This is a genomic window from Hyphomicrobiaceae bacterium (assembly GCA_041397645.1).
In the GTDB taxonomy this organism is placed as follows: Bacteria; Pseudomonadota; Alphaproteobacteria; order Rhizobiales; family Hyphomicrobiaceae; genus Hyphomicrobium_B.
This window is the reverse complement of record JAWKWE010000004.1, coordinates 634,238-651,546: the sequence shown is the minus strand read 5'-3', so window position 1 is coordinate 651,546 and position 17,309 is coordinate 634,238. Positions and strand designations below refer to the sequence as shown.

At 58.7% G+C, this 17,309-nt stretch carries 10 protein-coding genes; 8 read left to right on the top strand and 2 right to left on the bottom strand.

The features are described from left to right. Nucleotides 1-28: 28 nt before the first annotated feature. From trxA to R3D51_02975, 5 genes are all read left to right on the top strand, one after another. Nucleotides 29-943: a thioredoxin gene (gene trxA, locus R3D51_02995; protein MEZ5898440.1), complete on the top strand. Its 915-nt coding sequence runs from the start codon at nt 29-31 to the stop codon at nt 941-943. Nucleotides 944-1,010: 67 nt separating this feature from the next. Further along, nucleotides 1,011-1,694, top strand: coding sequence for an LON peptidase substrate-binding domain-containing protein (locus R3D51_02990; protein ID MEZ5898439.1), 684 nt, complete (start codon nt 1,011-1,013; stop codon nt 1,692-1,694). A 17-nt stretch (nt 1,695-1,711) separates the two neighbouring features. Further along, nucleotides 1,712-1,993, top strand: coding sequence for a Trm112 family protein (locus tag R3D51_02985; GenBank protein MEZ5898438.1), 282 nt, complete (start codon nt 1,712-1,714; stop codon nt 1,991-1,993). A gap of 121 nt (nt 1,994-2,114) precedes the next feature. Further along, on the top strand, nt 2,115-4,118 hold the full coding sequence (locus tag R3D51_02980; protein MEZ5898437.1) for an ATP-binding protein: 2,004 nt from the start codon (nt 2,115-2,117) through the stop codon (nt 4,116-4,118). A 100-nt stretch (nt 4,119-4,218) separates the two neighbouring features. Further along, nucleotides 4,219-5,178, top strand: coding sequence for a GNAT family N-acyltransferase (locus R3D51_02975; GenBank protein MEZ5898436.1), 960 nt, complete (start codon nt 4,219-4,221; stop codon nt 5,176-5,178). Between the two features lie 30 nt (nt 5,179-5,208). On the opposite strand, the gene R3D51_02970 is transcribed toward R3D51_02975, so the two are convergent. Together R3D51_02970 and R3D51_02965 are read right to left on the bottom strand one after the other, a co-directional pair. Continuing rightward, a complete protein-coding gene (locus tag R3D51_02970) occupies nt 5,209-6,387 on the bottom strand; it encodes a hypothetical protein (protein ID MEZ5898435.1) in 1,179 nt (392 codons plus the stop codon). Nucleotides 6,388-6,658: 271 nt separating this feature from the next. Beyond that, nucleotides 6,659-8,932: an NADP-dependent malic enzyme gene (locus R3D51_02965; protein MEZ5898434.1), complete on the bottom strand. Its 2,274-nt coding sequence runs from the start codon at nt 8,930-8,932 to the stop codon at nt 6,659-6,661. A 222-nt stretch (nt 8,933-9,154) separates the two neighbouring features. On the opposite strand from R3D51_02965, the gene mutS reads away from it, so the two are divergent. The 3 genes from mutS to R3D51_02950 all read left to right on the top strand — a co-directional run bounded on the left by mutS (nt 9,155) and on the right by R3D51_02950 (nt 17,242). Then, nucleotides 9,155-12,016 carry a DNA mismatch repair protein MutS gene (mutS, locus tag R3D51_02960; protein ID MEZ5898433.1) on the top strand — a complete coding sequence of 954 codons (2,862 nt, stop codon included), beginning with the start codon at nt 9,155-9,157 and terminating at the stop codon, nt 12,014-12,016. A gap of 10 nt (nt 12,017-12,026) precedes the next feature. Continuing rightward, complete coding sequence (locus R3D51_02955) at nt 12,027-14,792, top strand: [protein-PII] uridylyltransferase (protein ID MEZ5898432.1); 2,766 nt, start codon at nt 12,027-12,029, stop codon at nt 14,790-14,792. A 128-nt stretch (nt 14,793-14,920) separates the two neighbouring features. After that, nucleotides 14,921-17,242, top strand: coding sequence for an alpha/beta hydrolase (locus tag R3D51_02950; GenBank protein MEZ5898431.1), 2,322 nt, complete (start codon nt 14,921-14,923; stop codon nt 17,240-17,242). Nucleotides 17,243-17,309 lie beyond the last annotated feature (67 nt).

Sequence of the window (17,309 nt, the reverse complement as noted above, 5' to 3'; positions counted from 1 at the left end):
TCCCACAGGTGACGAGGAGAAATCAACGATGGAATTCGGCAATCACAAGCCAGACTCCGACGGCTTTTCAAGCGGCGACGTTATAGTAAACGCGACGACGGCGAGTTTCGCAAAAGACGTCATCGAGGCTTCTCATGGTGCGCTGATCTTAGTGGACTTCTGGGCCACTTGGTGCGGTCCGTGCAAACAGCTGACGCCGGTCTTGGAAAAGGTGGTGCGCAGCTACGGCGGCCGGGTGAAACTGGTCAAGATCGACGTCGATGCCAATCAGGCGATCGCCGCTCAGTTGCGAATTCAGTCTGTTCCGACGGTCTATGCTTTTCGCGATGGTCGTCCGCTTGATGGCTTCATGGGAGCTCAGCCCGAAAGCGCCGTGCGCGAACTGATAGATCGCCTTCTGGGCGATGAAGCCTCCGCAAGCATCGATGACGTGCTCAAATCCGGCGATGAGCTTCTGGAAGAGAACGACCTTCAGGGAGCTGCGGAAATCTATGCGGCGGTCCTGCAAGAGGATCGTGAGAATGCGGCTGCCCTCGCCGGGCTTGCCCAGTGCTATATCAAAAGCAACGACACAGAGCGCGCACGCCAAACAATCGCTCTGGTGCCTCCAGACAAGCGCGATCTGCCGACGGTGCAATCTGTTCAGGCACAACTTGATCTGGCCGAAAAGGTCGCGGGGCTTGGCGAGTTAGGCGATCTGGAAGCGAGGATAAACGCCAACCCGGCCGATCATCAGGCGCGCTTTGACTTGGCGATCGCTCTCGCAGGAATGGGACGGAGGGAAGAAGCCATGAACCACCTGCTTGAAATTGTGCGCCGCGATCGCACTTGGAACGAGGACGGCGCGCGAAAGCAGCTCTTGCAGTTTTTCGAGGCTTGGGGAGCAAAAGAACCCCTCGTCTCCGAAGGTCGAAGGCGGCTGTCCTCCATTCTGTTCAGTTGATATGGTGAGGTTTCGAGTTATCACCCGCTCGCGCCTTTGAGCAGCATAGCCAGGAGATCTAAAGGACGTGGGACTTGGACAGCGCTATCGCCGCCCGGCAGATCTACCACCGCGCATTCCGGTTTTTCCGCTGCGGGGGGCGATCCTGTTGCCGCGAGCGACGTTGCCGCTCAACATTTTCGAGCCCCGCTATCTCGCTATGATCGATGACGTCATGGCATCTAACAGGGTGCTGGGTGTGCTGCAGCCCACAGCTCTGGCCGACGACGAAATGGAAAGTCCTCCGGGTAAACAATTCGGTCTTCACAAGGTAGGATGTGTTGGTCGCATCACCTCCTACAAGGAGCAGGACGATGGCCGCTATGTGATCACACTGACAGGCGTGGCGCGTTTTGAAATTGTTGGAGAAGCGGAGACCGACAAGCCCTATCGTGTCGTCAGTGCCAGCTATGACCGGTTTGCGACCGACTTCACGGAAGGCCTTGGCGAAGAACGTGTGGACCGAGACAACCTTCTGCGTGTGTTGAAAGCGTATTTGGAAGCCAATCAGCTGAAGACAGATTGGACAGCGGTGACGCGGGCCTCCAACGAGTATCTCATCAACGCGCTTTCCGTGATGGCGCCTTACGGCCCAGAGGAAAAGCAGGCGCTTCTTGAAGCTGTCGACCTGAAAACGCGGGCGGAGGTGCTGGTTGCATTGGCTGAGATCGAGCTTGCTTCCAACAGTGGTAATGGCTCCACCTTGCAATAGTCGGGAATCGCGAGCGCATGACACCTGAAGACACGACACCTGAAGACGACGCACCTGAAAATAAGACTTCTGGCGAGGTGCCAACCGAAGGCGAGAAGGCAGGTGCGGATAGCTTTGCGGTCGACCCGAAATTGTTGGAGTTTTTGGTTTGCCCTCTGACTAAAACGCGGCTCGAATATGATGCTTCGCGTCAGGAGTTAATATCGCGCGCTGCCGGTATGGCGTTTCCAATCAAAAGCGGTGTGCCGTTGCTCATTGCGGATGCGGCGCGTCCACTTGATGATAGCGATGGTTTATGAGATGCCCGTTTACGTTACCGCCCTTTAGATCGAAACAAGTAATAGCAATCGATTAACTGCCTTCTTTTCAATTTTTTCTCAAATCTTCCGCGTCGTTCCCCGCTTGGGTTATGTGTTGGGAATGACAACGAAATCTTTGCCAGCGAAGCTCAGCGGATCTAAAGCTTCGATCGCGCCTAAGAGCCGTCAGCCGCGTACGCTTCAATCTTGCGGGGATGACGGCGTTCTTGCGGTGCGGGTGCTTGCGTCCGGTGGACTGCTGTTGCTGGCCGGAGGATTGATCGCATCCAGCGAATTGCATCTGACGGTCCGCGCTGCGCTTATCGCTGGCTCCGTCGCCGCATTGTTTGCCGTGCATCTCGCGCTCAACGCATTTGCGGTTATGTCGGAGCGGTTGAAGGCTGAAGCGGATGCGAACGCGCGAGCGCGAATGCAGGGCGAGCATATCGACAGCCATCTTGAAGAGATCAAGGATGCACACTGGGAGCTGAGTGAGAACGAAGCGCGTTACCGGGATCTTCTGGATTCCCAGGACGTCATGATCTCACGCTGCGACAGCGACGGCCGCTATCTGTTCGTAAATCATGCATTCTGCCGGGCCTTCGGCCTCTCGCCCCAACACATCATAGGAAAACGCTTCCGCCCAGACGTGCTGGATGGCCAGGTGCACGCGCCGCTTGCCGCCGAGCGTGGCCAACGCCGTCGCTATGAGGAGCTTGTAGCGACGAGCACAGGGCCACGCTGGATCGTCTGGGAAGAACATCTTGTGCGCTCGTCGGCGACCGCCTCTTATGAGGTTCAGTGCGTCGGTCGCGATGTCACAGAAGAGCGTGAAGCAGAAGCCGCGCTGACGGAAGCACGTGATCAGGCGGAGACCGCTAACCGCGCCAAGTCTCGGTTCTTGGCAGCCATGAGTCACGAGATCAGGACGCCTATGAACGGCATCCTCGGCATGGCAGGGCTGCTTTCCGAAACAGAGCTCAACAGCGAGCAGAAAACATATCTGTCGGCTATCGACGGCTCCGCGCATGCGCTGCTAGCGCTGATCGACGAGATACTAGATTTCTCCAAGATCGAAGCAGGCAAGCTAGAGCTTGCGAAGACGCCCTTCTCGCTCTCGGCGACGGTTGATGGCGCGGTGCGGTTGTTGGCGCCTCGCGCGCGCGAAAAGGGTCTCACGATCAGTTTTCATGCAGCTGAAGGTTTGCCGCCCACCGTTGTTGGCGATCAAGAACGTGTGCGTCAGATCGTTCTCAATCTCGTTTCCAATGCCATCAAATTTACCGATGCCGGGTCGGTGAGCGTTCACCTTTCGCTGGAAGCCGGTGAGGATGCCGCATATGTCATAAGCGTAATCGACACGGGCATAGGCCTATTGCCTGAGGATATCTCGCGTCTTTTCAGAGAGTTCGAGCAAGCGGATGCCGCGCTCCACAGACGCAATGGTGGCACGGGCCTTGGTTTGGCAATTTCTCAACGTCTGGCGCGTGCCATGGGGGGCGACATCACTGCAAACGGCGCTCCCGGACGGGGCGCAACGTTCACCGCCCGGCTGCTGTTAGCGAAGTCGCCGCAGGCGGACGGTGAAGCGAGCGCGGCTCAATCCGGGCTGTTGGCGCTCAAGGCGGGCGAAGTCCAATCACGGCATGACGCCGCCATTGGAATGAGTTCCGACCGCAAGCGGCCGCGCGTTCTCATTGCAGAAGACAACGAGGTCAACGCCCTCCTGGCTTTGCGCGTTGTCGAGCGTGCCGATTGCGAACCGGTACTCGTACGTGATGGGGTCGAGGCAGTTGAAGCCGTCAATCGCACGCTTGCGGATGGTAAGAGCAAGGCGTTTGATCTCATCCTAATGGACGTCTTTATGCCTCGACTGGATGGCCTGCAGGCGACCCAGCAAATTCTTCGCGCTTTCTCTCAGTTGCCCTCGCCGCGCACTCCACCGCCCATAGTTGCGCTGACGGCGAATGCTTTTGCCGAGGATCGCAGGCGCTGCCTTGAGGCCGGCATGAGCGACTATCTCGCCAAGCCCTTCGATGTGCAGGACCTCAAGCGACTGCTGTTGCATTGGACGGAAGATACGGAATCTGCCCGTCTGCGGCCGGAGGCTAACTCCGCCGCGTGAGGTCCCAGATCTAGGACCAGGACCCGACAATCGAAAAAGCGTCATGGAATCGTGTTAGCAATTCTCGCGGCGGGATCGTCAAGCGGGGCCATACAGCACGATGCAGGAAGCGAATAACGTTGAAGCGACCGCGAAGCTCGCACTTCGCAGCCGGGCCGCAGCTCATAGAGCATTGAGATTCCTTGAACTTTCGGCAAATGCCGCGCCCTTCGTGCGACGGCCCGAGCCAAAAGTGTACGGCCGGGTCGGCGACCTTGAGGTTCGACTTGCCAGCACGCGTGCTGAGATCAAATTAGCGCAGCGTCTGCGGTTTCAGGTCTTCTATGAAGAAATGTCGGCCGTTCCGAGCCGACTTGCCCAATTTCGCCGACGCGATGAGGACGCCTACGATGCGTTCTGTGATCATCTGCTTGTTGTGGACGTAAGCAATACCGATAGGCGTGCCCGCCAGCGGCCGGATGTTCCCAAGGTCGTCGGCACCTACCGTGTGTTGCGCCAAGAGATCGCCGATCAGCGTCTTGGTTTTTATACTGCCGGCGAGTACGACATCTCGCCGTTGATCGCTTCGAAGGGGGGCTACCGCTTCATGGAGCTCGGTCGGAGCTGTGTGCTCGCTCCTTATCGCAATAAGCGTACCGTCGAGCTGCTGTGGCATGGGCTGTGGGCCTACGTACGCGAGCATCGTATCGACGTGATGCTCGGATGCGCCTCCTTTGAGGGAACGGAACCGCAAGAGCACGCGATGGCGCTCAGCTTCCTGCATCACTTTGCGGGTGCGCCGCCTGAATGGCATTGCCGCGCGCGTGAAGGTTTGCACGTCCCCATGAACCTGCTGCCCAAAGAGGCGGTGGACGCCAAGGCAGCTCTCAAGGCTATTCCGCCGCTCATCAAGGGCTATTTGAGACTTGGTGCATGTGTAGGAGATGGCGCGGTGATCGATCGTCAATTCGGAACGACGGACGTGCTGATCGTGCTACCAGTCGAGCGCATCGATCCGCGCTATTTCGAATACTATGGCGCACCCGACGAGAAGAAGAGCCGAATTTCAGCGCACGCTTAGCGCGGATCCCGCACGCGGCGCTTTCAACTCTTATTGCTGCGCCCCGCTGGTAGCGGCCTGCCGCTCCTGATTATACCGCCGAATTTTCTCCACATACCGGCGTTGGAAGTCGTCTGCATCTGCGATTTGTTTGTCGTAGGTCGACGACGACTTCTCAAACATCCATCCGATCAACGGTACGCTGGAAGCTTGGGATGGGTCCTGCGTGTCGGCGGGTGTGCTCTTGTCTTGCGATAGACCGAACGACGATGCAGCCTCCGCCGATTGCGCACTCTGCGCAGGCTGAGTGGTGGCCTGCGCTGCGGGTGGAGGGGCCATGACGGGAGCCGCTGGGGACATCGTTACCTTGGTGGCCTGTGGTGCGGGCATTGGCGCTGCAGGAGGCGTGGGCTGTGCAGCCGCCACTTGAGGCGCAGACCTAGCTGGCGGCGACGGATTGGTTGCCACGTCCGTCTCCCAGTGAGCCGCAACCGGACTTGGATTGGATGGCGGGTTCGCCGCTCGTGCAGGTGGTAACGACCCGGTAACAACCTCGCTTGCCTGTGGGGGCTCGGCTCGTTGTTGCGCGGCTGCGGCGGCAAAGGCAGGCGAGGTCTTGATAAACGGCGAGGGCTTTGGCTCCGGCAGCGCTGCGCGCAAAACTGATTGCTGTGACCAAGAAGGAGCGGCTGCTTTTTCGCGGCTCACCTCTGTTCGTGGTGGTGGAGGCGGCGGGGTGGCCGCCACTGTCGTTGCGAAGCTGGTAGGTGGTGCGGGTTGCGGTGCAGCGGCCGTTACCTTCGGCGGCGGTTCCGATTTTGCCGGCTCGGGTGGTTTGGGGGGTGCTGGTGTGACCGCCACCGTTTCTTCGCCGGCCGCGTCGTCGGAAGTCTCAAGTTGCGTCTTCAGGCGACCTGCCTCGGCTGCTTCGCTAGCGGGTAATTTGCCTAGCCAAATCGCCGCATTGAGATCAGCGCGTGCCCGTCCCGGCTGTTTCAGTCCAGCGTAGGCCTTTGCGCGATAATAGAACGTTCGTGCGCGTTCATCGACGGAACGGTTTTGCGCCTCCAGCTCGGTCGTCAAAAGCTGTACTGCTTGGGAGAAGTTGCCGCGCCGAATTGCGTCCGTGGCTTGCTTCAGTCCGGCCTGTTCGTCGGCGAAAGCAGCGCTCATTGCGGTTGCCGACATTAAGAGACCTGCCAAACCGATCTGCCATTTGGGTGATCGCATGCGTACATCCCATTGCCTAGTTCGAAGACAATTGCCTTGCGCGCGAGCACGCCGGGCTCGCTGCGTGATGTGCTGTTTCGGGAAGATTAGGCGCGGGGACGAGTGATTCGCTGCCTTCAAAGACACCGGAGGACGAATTTTCACCAGGAGAGTGCCCGATCTGGACATGATCTGGGCGTGAAAGGTGTAAGAACCGCTAGTGCGGTGCGCGGTCTGGCGGCGGCGCCTAAAGTGGAACGCGGCCGCCAAACCACACATTGAGTTTGTGCGCTCAGGTCCGGTCGACGCCGTACGCCGCCAGCGCAGCCATGTTGACGATGTCCGCATCGGTTGCGCCGAACGAACAGATCTGCACGGAATGCGAAAGCCCAACGATGATCGGTCCGATAATCGTAGCGCCTCCAAGTTCCTTCAGCATCTTTGTGGATATCGACGCGGCGTGGAATGCCGGCATGATGAGCACGTTCGCCGTGTCGGAGAGGCGGCAGAAGGGATAGTGCTTCATCAAGTCCTTGTTGAGCGCAACGTCAGCCGCCATGTCGCCGTCGTACTCGAAATCAACCTGACGCTCGTCGAGAATGCTCACAGCCTCGCGCACGACGTCGGAGCGTTCGCCGCGTGGCTGTCCAAAGGTGGAGTAGGCGAGCAGGGCGACGCGCGGTTCGATGCCGAAATTGCGCGCAGCGTTGGCTGCCTCGGTCGCGATGTTGGCGAGTTGCGAGGGTGTCGGCATGTCATGGATCGACGTATCAGCGATGAGGACTGCGCGGCCACGGCACAGCGCCAGTGAGACGCCGATAACGTGCCGCCCAGGTTTTTCGTCAAGCACGCGGTGAATTTCGCGATAGACCGTCGTCCAGTTGCGCGTGACGCCCGAGACCATGGCGTCGCCATAGCCGTGCGCGACCATGAGTGCGCTGAAGACGTTGCGCTCGTTGGCAACGAGACGCGCACAGTCGCGCTTCAAATAACCACGCCGCTGCAATCGCGCGTAAAGCAACTCGGTGAATTCCTCTACGTGGGCGGAAGTGCGCGTGTCGATTAGTTCATAGTCGGTACGAAGCGGAACGCCTGCCTCGGCAAAGCGCTGCTTGACGAGGTCGCGTGTTCCCACAAGCACCGGAATTCCAAAGCCCTGATTGTAGAAGCTGTGGGCCGCGCGGATAACGGCCATGTCTTCGCCTTCTGCAAATACCACGCGCTTGGGCTCGCTGCGCACCCTATCGAAGGTGGACTGCAGCCAGCCCGCGACCGGATCGAGGCGGCCTTTCGATCGCGAAACGTATGCATCGAGATCCACGATCGGCTTGCGCGCAACACCGGAGTCCATTGCAGCTTTCGCCACTGCTGCTGGGACATGAGATATCAGGCGCGGATCGAATGGAGCCGGAATGATGTAGCCCGGACCAAATGTCGGGCGCTCGCCATGAAACGCAGCCATGACCTGATCTGGCACTTCCGCACGCGCTAGTTCCGCAATCGCTTCGGCCGCCGCAATTTTCATGGCGTCGTTGATCGTTGTCGCCTGCACGTCGAGCGCGCCGCGGAAGATGAAGGGAAAGCACAGGACGTTGTTGACCTGGTTGGGATAGTCGGAGCGCCCCGTTGCCATGACGGCGTCGCTGCGAACGGATTGAACGTCCTCCGGCGTAATCTCCGGGTTTGGGTTCGCCATGGCGAATATGATGGGTTTTTCTGCCATCGAGGCAACCATCTCGCGCGACACCACGCCCGCTGCCGACAACCCTAGAAAGATGTCCGCGCCTTTGATGACTTCACTCAATTGCCGCGCTTTGGTCTTCTGTGCGAATGGTGCCTTGTAAGGATCCATAAGCGTCTTTCGGCCTTCGTAGACCACTCCTTCGACGTCGCACACCGTGATGTTCTTGCGCTGCATACCGATCTTCAGCAGCAAGTTGAGACAGGCCAGAGCTGCGGCTCCTGCCCCGGCGCAGACAAGTTTGACGTCCTCGATTTTCTTATCGACGACTTTGAGGCCATTGAGCATGCCGGCTGCTACGACGATCGCCGTGCCGTGCTGATCGTCGTGAAAGACGGGAATATCCAGAAGCTCTTTAAGTCTTTCCTCGATGATGAAACAGTCAGGGGCCTTGATGTCTTCCAGGTTGATGCCGCCGAATGAAGGACCAAGGTATCGCACGCAATTTATGAAGGCGTCGATTTCCTGGGTGTCGACAAGAACGTCGATGGCATCGATATCGGCAAAGCGCTTGAATAGGGCAGCCTTGCCTTCCATCACAGGTTTGGCGGCGAGGGCACCGAGGTTTCCAAGTCCGAGAATGGCCGTGCCGTTCGAGATAACGGCGACCATGTTGCCTTTGCTGGTGTAGTTGTAGGCATCGGCGGGATCCTGCGCGATGGACTGGACCGGAATGGCGACACCGGGCGAATACGCCAGGGCCAAGTCGCGCTGGGTCGCCAACGGCTTGGTGGGCGTGATCTCCAATTTACCCGGCTTGCCGCTGGCATGAAACTGCAGAGCCTCTTGCGCCGTGAAGCGCGCCGCGCGGAATTGTGTCGCCATGGATGCGTTGAACCTGTCTGGGTGGTGTGTCTGCGGGAAATCCGCCAGACATGGCCTTTCGGCCAAAATTGGCAGTGAAATCGGTTGGCACACTAGGTTGCGCCGCCCGACTGCACAACCTATGCAAGGGCCACGCTTTCGTAGTATCGCGGGACTTGCCCCGCAAGGCCGCCACCGCCAAGTCTGACTGTCTGATTGCAACAGGGTTATCGCCGGAGCGCCATGGCAAAGCAGCGCACATCAAAGGGAGATTCGGGGGCGAACGAAGCCTGCGACGATCTGCCGGGCAGCGACGGTTCGCAGGGTCGGACGACACAGCCGATACGACCGGCTGCTGAAGGCGCCTCGGGCGACGTAACGCCTTCCATGGCGCAGTTTCTCGAAATCAAAGCGGCCAACCCGGACTGCCTGTTGTGGTACCGGATGGGCGACTTCTATGAGCTCTTCTTTGAGGATGCCGTAGCCGCCTCGCAAGCCCTGGGCATCGTGCTGACCAAGCGCGGTAAGCACCATGGGCAGGACATCCCGATGTGTGGTGTTCCGATCCATCGTGCAGATGAATATCTCCAGAAACTCATCCGCCAGCACTTTCGCGTCGCCGTGTGTGAGCAACTCGAAGACCCGGCGGAAGCACGAAAGCGTGGTTCCAAGGCGGTCGTGAAACGCGACGTCGTGCGACTGGTCACACCTGGCACGCTCACAGAGGAAGCTCTGCTTGATGCTAAGGCGCGAAACTATCTTACGGCCATTTTCAAGGCCCCGCCCTCGGCCAATGCACGCGACAGTGACGGAACATTTGCGCTCGCCTCTCTCGATATTTCGACTGGCGAATGTGAGATTGGCGAGATCTCGGCGAGTGATTTTCCAGGCGAGCTGGTGCGACTGTCTCCGACCGAGGTTTTGGTTTCCGACGTGCTGCTGGCCGACCAGGGATTGATGAAATGGGTCGAGATCGCAGGGGGAAAAGAGACGCCCTTGCCTGCGCAATATTTCGATAGCGCGGCAGGTGAGCGCGACCTCAAAGCTTCTCTTGGCGTGCGCGAGCTGGCTGCCTACGGCAGCTTTTCGCGCACCGAACTCGCCGCTGCCGGCGCTCTACTGAAGTACATCGATCTGACGCAGATGGGGCGCAAGCCGTTGCTGCGCGCGCCGCGCAAGTCGGGTCTTGCCCGCGTCATGGCGATTGACGCTGCAAGCCGCACCAGCCTTGAGCTGGTCAAATCGTCGTCTGGCGAAAAGGCGACGAGCCTGCTTGCCGCAATCGATCGCACGGTGACGGCGCCCGGCGCCCGCGAGTTACAGGCGCGCGTCTCGTCTCCTCTCAACGATCCATCGGAGATCGACTCTCGGCTTGATGCTGTCAGTTTCCTGCAAGAGCGGCAGCGGCTGATTGATACATTGCGGGCTGCATTGCGCGCCGCTCCCGACATTGCCCGCGCGCTTTCGCGTCTGGCCTTCAATCGCGGAGGGCCGCGCGATCTAGGTGCTATCCGCGATGGCCTGGCGGCGGCATCGTCATGCGCGAAGGAGTTGAAAGCAGCGGCCAACGCTCTTGGCCTGCCTGTTGCCTTGGCGCACATCGTTGCGCATCTTGAAGTTCCCGAAGCAGATACGCTGGCGATATCGCTCTCGGCAGCGCTTGGCGAGGACCTGCCGCACCTCAAACGCGATGGCGGCTTCATCAGGGCAGGCTATAGCGCCGATCTCGACAAGGCACGCGCGTTACGTGACGATAGCCGCCTCGTGATGGCGGGGCTCGAAGCGCGTTATATCGAGGATACCGGTGTCAAGACGCTGAAGGTCCGGCACAACAATATTCTCGGCTTCTTCATTGAAGTCACCCAGCTCAATGCCAAGCCCTTGTTGTCGGTGCCGCTGAACGAGATTTTTCGTCATCGCCAGACCATGGCCAATGCTGTTCGCTTCAGCACGACGGAGCTTGTCGAAATCGAAGGCCAAATTGCTTCGGCCAGCGAACGCGCCCTCAATCTTGAGCAGGATATTTTCGCAGAACTTCAGGCCGCCATTTCCAAGCTTGAGCATCCGCTTTCGCAAATTGCTGCGGCCCTCGCGGAAATGGACGTCTATTCGGGGCTTTCGGTGCTTGCACTGGAACAGAACTACGTTCGACCCATAGTCGACAATTCGGAGAGTTTCGATATTCGCGGCGGACGGCATCCTGTCGTGGAGCAAGCGCTTTCAAAGGCCCAGTCTGGAGCGTTTATCGAGAACGACTGTGTCCTTGGTCGTGCGGCTGCGCCATCGGCGCCACCGGGGTTCGACGAGTTGCCAGAAGCCCGCATCTGGCTCGTGACCGGCCCGAACATGGCGGGCAAGTCCACTTTTCTCAGACAGAATGCCTTGATCGCCGTTCTTGCTCAGATGGGCTCTTTCGTCCCGGCGCGCTCTGCGCATATCGGTGTGGTGGATCGACTGTTTTCGCGCGTTGGCGCATCCGACGATTTGGCCCGGGGCCGCTCGACTTTCATGGTGGAGATGGTGGAGACGGCAGCGATCCTCAATCAAGCGTCCGCTCGCTCGCTCGTTATTCTGGACGAGATTGGCCGCGGAACCGCAACGTTCGACGGATTGTCGATTGCGTGGGCAACTGTCGAATTCCTCTCGACCCATGTGCGGGCGCGCTCACTGTTTGCCACGCATTATCACGAGCTCACGGTCCTGGCCCGGCGCATGTCCAACATCGCCAATGTCACCATCGACGTGGCAGAATGGCACGACGAGATCGTCTTCCTGCACAAGGTTAAGGCAGGAGCGGCGGACCGTTCTTATGGCATTCAGGTCGCAAAACTCGCCGGATTGCCTCAAGAGGTTATTGTAAGAGCGCGCGAAGTGTTGGACGTTCTGGAAAAGGGCAATCAGCGGTCGAACGGCGCGGGACAGGGGGCGTTAGAAGAGCTTCCACTGTTCGCGGCCGCGCGACCCAAAAGTTTCCAGCCCTCGGCGGGGCCATCAGCGGTCGATAAGGCGCTGGAGGACATCCGTCCTGACGAGTTATCTCCCAAGGCGGCGCTAGAAAAGCTCTATGAGTTGAAAGCCCTAGCGGTGTCCAACAAGACCAAATAGACCTGAAGAGATGCAAAAGACACCGCCGTATTTCGATCCCGTCGCGCTCCGCCAGGAGCTGACCAAGATTTATCACGATGCGCGCAATCCGGCAGATGCCCGGCCGGTCGTGCTCGAGCGGCTTAAGGAGCTTGTCGCGGTCGGGCGGGAATCGGCGCGGTTCAATCTGGAAAAGTCCTGCAATGGCCGCGCATGTGCGGCAGCGCTTTCATATTTTCAGGACGAGCTTATTCGTTTGATTTACGATTACGCTGTGGCTCACGTTTATCGTGCCACCAACCCTTCCGATGCTGAGCGGATGTCCATCGTCGCGACAGGAGGGTATGGACGAGGATTACTTGCGCCTGGCTCCGATATCGATCTGCTGTTCCTGCTTCCCTACAAACAGACCCCATGGGGCGAGAGCGTTGCGGAATACATGCTCTATATTCTGTGGGACCTGGGATTTAAGGTCGGGCACGCGACGCGAACCATAGATCAGTGCATCAAGCTGTCGATATCGGATATGACGATTCGCACAGCGTTGCTCGATGCTCGCCTCATACATGGTGACGCTCAGCTGTTTGCAGAGCTGGAAGACCGCTTCCGTTCTGAAGTCGTGGCCGGTACAGCGCGGCAATTCATCGATGCGAAAATGTCCGAGCGCGACGAACGTCTGAGGCGTTCTGGCGAAAGTCGCTACAAGGTGGAACCTAACGTCAAAGACGGCAAAGGCGGCTTGCGGGATTTGCACACGCTGCATTGGCTCTCGAAATACATTTTTGGACAAGAGGTTGGACACGCGGCAGTCGAGGCCGGCATCTTCACGCCCGAGGAAGCGCTCACGTTTCGACGCTGCGAGGACTTCCTTTGGACGGTCCGCTGCTTTTTGCACTTCATGCGCGGTCGCGCCGAGGAGGTCCTGACGTTCGAGTACCAGGCGCCGCTGGCTAAGATGCTCGGATATAACGCGCATGGCGGTCTTCGCGCCGTCGAACGCTTCATGAAGCACTACTTCCTCATCGCAAAAGAGGTCGGTGATCTTTCGACGATCCTGTGCGGCGCACTGGAAATGCAGCAGCTCAAGACGGCGCCGAGTCTCAGCCGCTTCCTAAAGCCGCTAGGATGGGCCGGTCGGCGCGAATTGCGCCAGAAGACGGATTTTCGTGCCGACAACGATCGCCTGAACGTGGCCGACCCGGACGTTTTCAAGCGCGATCCCGTCAACCTCATCCGATTTTTTGCTCACGCCGAGACGGCGGGCGGATTTCTGCATCCGAATGCGGTGCGCTTGCTCAGGCACTCGCTGCGCCTCATCAATACCAAGCTACGCAACGATCCGGAGGCAAACCGGATTTTCATTGATCTGCTGACCTCCAAGGGTAATCCGGAAGCGACCTTGCGGCGCATGAATGAGGCGGGCGTTCTCGGCCGCTTTGTGCCGGAGTTTGGTCGCGTCGTGGCGATGATGCAATTCAATATGTATCACCACTATACGGTGGACGAGCATCTGCTGCGCACGGTTGGAAATTTGATAGACGTCGAGAAGGGGGAGATGGCCGCCGAGCTGCCGCTCTCTACGCGCCTGATCAAGACCATCAAGAATCGCCGGGCCTTGTTCGTGGCAGCTTTTCTGCACGACATCGGCAAGGGGCGGAAGGAAGATCATTCGATCGTCGGCGCCAGAATCGCGCGCAAACTGTGTCCGCGTTTTGGCCTGTCCCCGAGCGAGACCGATCTCGTTGCGTGGTTGATAGAAGAACACCTCACGATGAGCAACGTCGCGCAGTCGCGCGACATCTCTGATCCTAAAACGGCGCAGGATTTCGCAGCGCGTGTTCAAAGTCCAGAGCGCCTGAAACTGTTATTCCTGCTCACTGTGGCCGACATCCGCGCGGTTGGTCCCGGCGTTTGGAATGGCTGGAAAGGTCAGCTGTTACGCACGCTCTATCATGAAACCGAGCCGCTTGTGGCGGGCGGCCATACACAGGTCCAGCGCAAAGAACGCATTAAGGAGGCTCAGGCTGCGCTGAGGTCGGCGCTGTTCAAATGGCCGCCTCAAGATGTGGAACGCTTTGTCGAGCGGCACTATCCTAACTATTGGCTCAAGACCGACATCGCCACTCAGATCGAGCACGCCGAGCTTCTGCTCGGTGCTGAAATGGCGGGCAAGAAATTGGCAACCCGGGTGAAAACCGACGCCTTCACGGCAATAACCGAGCTGACGTTCTTTGCACCGAACCACGCACGTTTGCTGGCGCTGTTTGCTGGCGCATGCGCAACCGCTGGAGCAAACATTGCCGGCGCCATGATCACCACGACACGTGATGGTTTTGCGCTCGACACATTCTTGCTCAATCGCGAGTTCGAGCATGACGAGGATGAGATCCGGCGGGGCAAGCGTATAGGCGAAACCATTGACCGGCTCTTGCTGGGCAAGGAAAGGCTGGCGAGCCTCCTGCGCAAAAGGCGGCCGAACGCGCGCGCTGTCGAGGCCTTCACGGTCGAACCGGAAGTGCTGATCAACAACGCTCTTTCGGAACGTCTGACCGTTATTGAAGTTGCCGGCCGCGACAGGCCCGGTTTGCTCTATGATCTGACGGCAAGCCTGTCGGATCTATCTCTCGACATCGCCTCCGCACACATCACCACATTCGGTGAGAAGGCGGTTGACGTCTTCTATGTGACAGATTTGACGGGAAAGAAAATCGTAAGTGAGGCACGTCAGCAATCGATACGCGATCACCTGGTGAAGGTTCTTGCGGACCAGGATGTTGAGGAAAAATCGGAAGCTTAGTTCGCTAAGCGCTTCTCTAATCTAAACGCGGAGCATTGCCGCGATTTTTAGCAGGACTTGCCAGGTTCAAAATTCTCCGCCTTCGTGCTAGTCATTTCTGGCAGGCTTACGAAGTGTTGGGGGGTGGCGTGCGTACTCTATTGATTGCCGGACTATGCCTTATTTTGTGCGGATCGCGTTCTTGGGCGCAAGAGACATCGACCCAAGATGGTGTATCCGCTTCCAAGGCCTCATCCAAATCCATTTCCAGGAAGCTCGAAGCGGCGGGCGCCTTGCGCTCCCATGAAACAGATTCCGAAAGGCAGGCGCTGCGTCGATTGCGTCGCTGGCTTGCCTCGCCCAACACCGGAGCTTCTCCGACGGACGCCGAGCGCAAACTTTTGGATGATCCCGACGCCGTGCGCCAACAGCGTGAGCAGCTCAAGGCGTGGCTCACCGATCCGCCCAATCAGCGCAAACTCATCGCGTCGGGTGCATTGAAAGCGGAAGTCGGCAACGCCGCGCTCGACAAGTTGCGCGCGGCCGTTGTGAATTTTCGGGTGGCAACGGGCTCTCAGATTGTCGGCATGCTGTCCCAAGATGAGATCTCGCAGCTTGATGCGAGCGAGAAAGAGATTGATGCCTTCGCCCGCTTCGAAGAGCGGATGAACGCCAAGGCGAAGATGCCTGTGTACCTCCCGCTAGGTCTCGTCAGAGAGCAACACGACGCCGACCCGGACGATCCAAACGATTCAGATGGATCGTGGACGACGTATTCTTCAGCCGACAACAAGATCAGAGTTGATCAGATCAACTACACTTTGCGCGCGGAAACGCCGGTCTCTCTCGCGACGTTGCTCATGGAGCGGCGCAAAGACGTCCAGTTCGACGCGCTTGAGCTTGCAGGAGATAGTTTCAAGATCGAGGCGTCTGCGTTGAATAAGGATCGCACAGGGCGCGAGTACGTGGCCTTCGGCGCACGCGAGATCAAGGGGAAGGTGCAAGGCTATGGTCTTCGGGTCGCCTTGGAGCCACCGGCCGGTCTGAGTGTCCCCACTATTCTGGTGGTCGACAAATCTGAGCAAGCCAGTGCTGCGGCGAGCGGCAGCACGGTCACGCCGGAGGAGAACTGGCGCGCTGTCATCCGCATCCTGCGTAATCTGATTGCTTCGCGCCATAACGAGACGGACAGTTACAAGCCCATTTCCCGTCAGTCCTGCGCAGGCGTGGAGACAAGCGAAATGGGTGCAGTAAAGACCGTGCGCATTCTTTACGCGACGGATCGTCAGCCGACGTTCAAGACACCCGTTGCCGAACCCTACGACTTGTCGGCGATGTTTTCTTCGGAGCTGGACTCCACCCGCTTACACCTGGGCTGCCTGGAGGTTCAGGTTCGCAGTCCCGGATCCTCGGAAGCCGTCGGGGCCTATGGCTCCGGCATCAAGAGTTTGTTTGAGCAGCGCATCCAGGACAAGCCGGTGAAGGCGGTGAAGTTTACGCCGTTTGAGCCGCCGATCGATTTTTCTCAACCCAAGCGTTTGGTGTTTCGCAGCGACGAGGTGAGCGGATACGAACGCGCGCTCCTCTATATTCACGGCTACAACAATGGCTTTGAAGATGCGGTACGCCACGTCGCCAATATCGCAGCCTCATCCGACTATTACGGACAGATCTACATGTTCAGTTGGCCCTCTACGCAGAGGGTGCTCAACTATGCGCCGGATATGGATTTGGCGGAACAATCCGAAGTGCACTTGTCCGCTTTCCTGAAGGCGATCGCATCGAGCGGCGATCTGGTCGGGCTCGACATTGTCGCCCACTCCATGGGTTCCCAGATACTGCTGAGAACGCTGGATGGATTGCGCCCGATGCTGGATCGGCGACTGTCGAAGGACGGTCGTTATGACCGCTTCCGTCTCGGCCAGATCGTCTTCGCGGCACCCGATGTTTCCTCTATCGTGTTCGCGCAGAAAGTGCAGCCCTTTACGTATTTCGCTGACCGGATCACCGTGTACGCATCGGGCAACGACGGTGTCTTGGCGCTTTCGAGCCTGTTGCGCGGGAATGTGCCGCGAGCGGGCTACATTCAGAATGGCACCCCCATGCGCAGCAACGGTGTTGATGTCATCGACATCACCCGAGAGCCGGAGCATCGCTACATGTTTGGCAACATGTGCGGCAGCTATCATGCGGCGTTCATTAATGATGCATCCGTGCTTGAGGACATCGTGCATATTCTCAAGCAGGGACAGTCCGGGCGCTCTGCAGTCCGGCGCGCAACGCCCGAGCGCCGCACGGCGCTTGCGGGCACCAAGGGAAAATTCAATGAAAAGCCCTACCCCACCGATCCGATCGAAGGTGACGGGCGGTATTGGAGCCTTGCGCCTTTGTACGGAAAGTCGAAACCCGAGGAGAAATTTGTCGATCCGAGCTTGGACAGACTCAAAGAAGACCTCTGCACCAACCTGTAAGCTTTGTCTTTGATTTGCCGGCGAGGCCGTTTCGGACGGATAGCGGCAACAAAAGGCGGGGGCTGAT